Source organism: Streptomyces sp. NPDC051286 (assembly GCF_044455345.1).
Lineage (GTDB): Bacteria > Actinomycetota > Actinomycetes > Streptomycetales > Streptomycetaceae > Streptomyces.
Map to the genome: position 1 here is coordinate 1 of NZ_JBITER010000112.1, position 5,575 is coordinate 5,575.

Below are 5,575 nucleotides of genomic sequence, written 5' to 3' on the forward strand. Positions count from 1 at the left end.
CGGTGGTCACGCGGGAGGACACGCCCGGCGACAAGAGGCTGGTCGCCTACGTCGTACCCGCCGAGAGTGCAGGTGTGGCCGATGCCCAACTGCCTGCCCTGCTTCGGGAACTCGTGGGCGAGCGCCTGCCGGACTACATGGTGCCGTCGGCCGTCGTCGTCCTCGACGCGCTGCCGCTGACCGTCAACGGCAAGCTGGACCGCAAGGCCCTGCCCCGGCCGGAGTACACGAACGCCCCCGGCCGGGCACCGGTGACCCTCCAGGAAGAGATCCTGTGCGCCGCGTTCGCCGAGGTCCTCGGGCTTGACGGCGTCGGCGTCGACGACGACTTCTTCGCACTCGGTGGGCACTCGCTGCTCGCGGTGCGTCTGCTCAGCCGGATCCGGTCGGTGCTGGGCGTCGAGTTGTCGCTGCGCGCGCTCTTCGAGGCGCGGACGGTGGCCGGTCTCGCGGCACGTCTGGACGGTGCGGACCAGGCGCGGCCGGCCCTGACGGCAGCGGCGCGTCCGGAGCGGGTGCCGCTGTCGTTCGCGCAGCGCCGGCTGTGGTTCCTCGGCCAGCTGGAAGGCCCGAGCGCGACCTACAACATGCCGGTCGCGCTGCGCCTGTCCGGAGAGGTCGACCGGGCGGCACTGACCCACGCCCTGCGCGATGTCCTCGGCCGGCACGAAGCCCTGCGCACGGTGTTCGCTGTGGCAGCCGACGGCGAGCCGTACCAGCGGGTCCTGGCCGCCGAGGACCTCGCCCGGGACCTCCAGGTCGTCGAAGTGGCCCCGGCGGAGCTGGACGACGCGGTGGCCCGGGCGTCGGCGTACGCCTTCGACCTCGCCGTGGACGTACCTTTCCGGGCGTGGCTGTTCGACGCCGGCACGGAGGACCAGGTCCTCGTCGTCGTCCTGCACCACATCGCGGGCGACGGCTGGTCGAGGGGGCCGCTGGCCCGGGACCTGTCCCTGGCCTACGCGGCGCGCTGCGAGGGCCGCGCCCCGCAATGGGCGGCGCTCCCCGTCCAGTACGCCGACTACGCCCTCTGGCAGCGTGAACTCCTCGGCGACGAGCAGGATCCCGACAGTGCCATGGCCCGCCAGATCACCTACTGGCGCGCCGCACTGGACGGCTCCCCCGAGGAACTCGCGCTGCCGTTCGACCGGCCGCGCCCTGCGGTGGCGAGCCACCGCGGTCACCGCGTGCCTCTGGAGATCCCGGCGGAGCTGCACCACGTCCTGATCCAGCTGGCACGGGCCGAGGGCGTGACCGTGTTCATGGTCCTGCAGGCCGCCCTCGCGGTGCTGCTGTCCCGGCTCGGCGCCGGAACCGACATCCCAGTCGGCTCTGCGATCGCCGGACGTACCGACGAAGCGCTCGACGGACTGGTCGGCTGCTTCGTGAACACCCTCGTGCTGCGCACCGACCTGTCCGGTGACCCGACGTTCCGCGAGGTGCTGACCCGGGTGCGGGAGACCGGACTGTCGGCGTACGCGCACCAGGACGTGCCCTTCGAGCGGCTGGTGGAGGAACTCAGCCCCGCCCGCTCGCTGGCCCGGCATCCGCTCTTCCAGGTCGTCTTCACGAAGCAGGACACGATCGCGGCGGTACTCGACCTCCTGGGTGTCGAGCTGGACGGGGTGTCGACGGGCACGGCCTCGGCGAAGTTCGACCTCGACGTGCTGGTCGGCGAGGCCTTCGACGCCGACGGCGCCCCGGCGGGGCTGCACGGCACGGTGACCGTCGCCGCCGATTTGTTCGACCTGGAGACGGCCGAGCGCATCGCCCGCCGCTGGACACGGGTTCTCGAAGCGGTGGCGGCCGATCCCGGACTGCGGCTGACCGCGGTCGACGTGCTGGGCGAGGACGAGCGGCGCCTGGTGCTCACCGAGTGGAACGACACCGGGGCACCGCTCATGTACACGCCCGTGACCGCATCGTTCGAGCAGCAGGTGGCGCGCACCCCGGACGCGACGGCGATCGTCGCCGACGGCACCGAGGTGTCGTACGCGGAACTGGACGCGCGGGCCAACCGGCTCGCCCGCTATCTCGTGGACCATGGGGTCGGCAGCGAGTCGGTGGTGAGCCTGTGCCTGGCCCGCGGCGCCGACATGATCACGGCGATTCTGGCGGTCTGGAAGGCCGGGGCGGGCTACCTGCCGATCGACCCCGAGCAGCCCGCCGAGCGCATCGGCTTCATGCTGGCGGACAGCGGATCGGTGCTGCTGCTGACCACCGAGGAGATCCTGGACGAACTCCCCGCCGGACGCGTACGGATGGTGGCGCTCGACGACCCGATGGTTGCGGCGCAGCTGGCCGCGGCCCTGGCCGGTGCTCCCGAAGTGCCGCTGCCGCCGCACAGCCTGGCGTATGTGATCTACACGTCCGGCTCGACGGGGCGCCCCAAGGGTGTGGCCGTCACCCATGGCTCCCTGGCCAACTACGTGTCCTCGGTGCCTGCCCGCGTGGGCCTGGGCGAGCCGGGCGGCCGGTACGCGCTGCTCCAGGCACAGGCCACCGACCTCGGCAACACACTCGTGTTCGCGAGCCTGACCACCGGCGGGGAGCTGCACATCCTGGACGGGGACATGGTCACCGACCCGGTGGCAGTGTCCGGCTACATGGCGCAGCACCGGATCGACTACCTGAAGGCTGTGCCCTCGCATCTGGCGGCACTGTCGGCGGGCGTCGGCGTGGAGGCCGTACTGCCCGCCAGGTCCCTGGTTCTCGGCGGCGAGGCCGCCTCCCCAGCATGGCTGCGCGAGCTGGTCGACGCGGCCGGGGCACGGCAGGTGTTCAACCACTACGGGCCGACCGAGGCCACCATCGGTACGGCGACCACACCCCTGACGCCGCAGCTGGTTGCCGACGGCACCGTTCCGGTCGGCACGCCGGTCGCCAACACCCGCTTCTCCGTGCTCGACGCATCGCTCGCCCCGGTACCCGCGGGTGTGGCCGGAGAGCTGTACATCGCCGGCGCACAACTGGCACGGGGTTACGTCCGCCGTGCCGGGCTGACCGCGGAACGCTTCGTGGCGAACCTGTTCGGCGCCCCGGGCGAGCGGATGTACCGGACCGGTGACCGTGCGCGCTGGAGTACCGACGGCCGACTCGTGTTCCTGGGCCGGGCCGACGACCAGGTGAAGCTGCGCGGCTTCCGCATCGAGCCGGGTGAGGTCCAGGCGGCACTGGCCGCCCACCCGGAGGTCGCCCAGGCTGTGGTCGTGCCCCGCGAGGAGTCCCCGGGCGACATGCGCCTGATCGCCTACGTCGTCCCCGCCGACCCGGACGAGCCCGACGACGCGCTGCCCGAGGCCGTACGGCAGTTCACCGCCAAGCGGCTGCCCGACCACATGGTGCCGTCAGCCGTCGTCGTCCTGGACGCACTGCCGCTCACCGGAAACGGCAAGCTGGACCGCAAGGCCCTGCCTGCCCCCGACTACGCGGCCACGGCCGGTACGGGCCGCGGACCGGCCACCCTGCAGGAGGAACTCCTGTGCGGGGCGTTCGCCGAGGTCCTGGGGCTGGAGAGCGTCGGCGTCGACGACGACTTCTTCGAGCTCGGCGGGCACTCACTGCTGGCCGTACGTCTCCTCAGCAGGATCCGGGCCGTGCTCGGTGTAGAGGTCGAGATCCGAACCCTGTTCGACACGCCGACGGTCGCCGGACTCGTCAGCGGGCTGGGCGAGGCCCACGAAGCCAGGCCGGCGCTGACGGCCGGTGCACGGCCGGACCGCGTACCGCTGTCGTTCGCACAACGACGCCTCTGGTTCATCGGACAGCTCGACGGTCCCAGCCCGACCTACAACGTTCCCGTCGCACTCCGCCTCGGCGGAGACGTGGACCGGGTGGCCCTCGGTGCGGCGCTCCGCGACGTACTCGTACGCCACGAGGTGCTGCGCACGGTCTTCCTGGTGGCGGATGGTGAGCCTTGCCAGAAGGTGCTGGACCCGCGTGAGCTGGGGTGGGAGCTCCAGGTGGTGGATGTGGCGCCGGAGGAGCTGGCCGGTGCGGTCGCTGCGGCGCAGCGGTACGCCTTCGACCTTGCGGCCGAGGTGCCGTTCCGGGCGTGGCTGTTCGAGGCCGGGGAGGACGAGCGGGTCCTCGTCGTGGTGATGCACCACATCGCTGGTGACGGCTGGTCGAAGGGGCCGTTGGCGCGGGATGTGTCGGTGGCGTATGAGGCGCGGTGTGCGGGGCGGGTGCCGCAGTGGGAGCCGCTTCCGGTGCAGTATGCGGACTATGCGCTGTGGCAGCGGGAGCTGCTCGGTGACGATCAGGACTCGGAGAGTCTGATTTCACGTCAGGTTGCTTATTGGCGTGAGGTGTTGCGGGGTGCTCCGGAGGAGTTGGAGCTGCCGTTCGACCGTCCGCGTCCGGCGGTGGCCAGTCATCGTGGGCACAGTGTGCCGCTGGAGGTTCCGGCGGAGGTTCATGCGCGGCTGGTGGAGGTTGCGCGGGCCGAGGGTGTGACGGTGTTCATGGTGTTGCAGGCCGCGCTGGCGGTGTTGCTGTCGAGGCTGGGTGCGGGCACCGATATTCCGGTCGGTTCGGCGGTGGCGGGGCGCACGGATGAGGCGCTGGACGACCTGGTGGGGTTCTTCGTGAACACGCTGGTGCTGCGGACGGATCTGTCGGGTGATCCGACGTTCCGTGAACTGCTCGGGCGGGTGCGGGAGAGTGGGCTGGCGGCTTTCGCGCACCAGGATGTGCCGTTCGAGCGTCTGGTGGAGGAGCTGGCCCCGGCTCGCTCGCTGGCCCGGCACCCGCTGTTCCAGGTCATGCTCACCGTGCAGAACAACGCCGAAGCGGTTCTCGACCTGAGAGGCCTCACTGCCGAAGGAATGTCGACAGGAACGCCGGTCGCCAAGTTCGACCTCGATGTGAGCGTTGCGGAGACGTACGACGCGGACGGCCGGCCGGCAGGTCTGGAAGGAGCCGTGAACGCGGCGGCCGACCTGTTCGATGTGGAGAACGTCGAGCGGCTCACCCAGCGTCTGTCGCGGGTGCTGGAGTTGTTGACGGCTGATCCGTTGCTGCGGGTGAGCGCGGTGGATGTGCTGGGTGCCGGGGAGCGGCGTCGGGTGGTGGCCGAGTGGAACGATACCGGCGCGGAGGTGCCGGGTGTGCTGCTGGTGGAGTTGTTCGAGGGGTGGGTGGCGCGGACGCCGGGTGCGGTGGCGGTGGTGTTCGAGGGTGTCGAGGTGTCGTATGCGGAGTTGGATGCGCGGGCGAGCCGGCTGGCGCGGTTGTTGGTGGGCCGTGGTGTGGGGCCGGAGTCGGTGGTGGGTCTGTGTCTGCCGCGGGGGGTCGACATGGTGGTGTCGGTTCTGGCGGTGTGGAAGGCGGGTGGTGCGTATGTGCCGCTGGATCCGGAGTATCCGGTGGACCGGATCGCCTTCATGCTGGCTGATTCTGGCGCGACGGTCGCGGTGACCTCTTCGGAGTACGAAGAACTGGTCGCGGCCGTGCCCTCGTTGGTTCTCGGCTCTCCTGTGATCGAGGCTGCATTGCAGGAGTTGGAGGCGGTTGTTCTCGTGGACGGCGAGCGTCTGGGCTCACTGCTGCCGTGGCATGCGGCGTATGTGAT

General features: G+C 70.9%; 1 protein-coding gene. It reads left to right on the plus strand.

Features of this window, described 5'->3' with window-relative positions:
• The coding region (locus ACIBB8_RS37310) for an amino acid adenylation domain-containing protein (RefSeq protein WP_398959796.1) at nt 1–5,575 on the plus strand (5,575 nt) is incomplete at both ends.